The sequence below is a fragment of the Enterobacter sp. 120016 genome (assembly GCF_018383635.1).
Taxonomy (GTDB): Bacteria; Pseudomonadota; Gammaproteobacteria; order Enterobacterales; family Enterobacteriaceae; genus Enterobacter; species Enterobacter asburiae_D.
Genome location: NZ_JAHAWC010000072.1, coordinates 1 through 213, shown reverse-complemented (window position 1 = coordinate 213; position 213 = coordinate 1). Strand labels below are relative to the sequence as shown.

The 213-nt window shown below is 53.5% G+C and carries 1 rRNA gene; it reads right to left on the bottom strand.

What is annotated here, in order from left to right:
* Nucleotides 1-213, bottom strand: a 16S ribosomal RNA gene (locus KIF87_RS23650); the annotation flags it as partial.

Here is a 213-nt window from a genome sequence, read left to right as displayed (position 1 = left end):
TACGCCCAGTAATTCCGATTAACGCTTGCACCCTCCGTATTACCGCGGCTGCTGGCACGGAGTTAGCCGGTGCTTCTTCTGCGGGTAACGTCAATCGACAAGGTTATTAACCTTATCGCCTTCCTCCCCGCTGAAAGTACTTTACAACCCGAAGGCCTTCTTCATACACGCGGCATGGCTGCATCAGGCTTGCGCCCATTGTGCAATATTCCC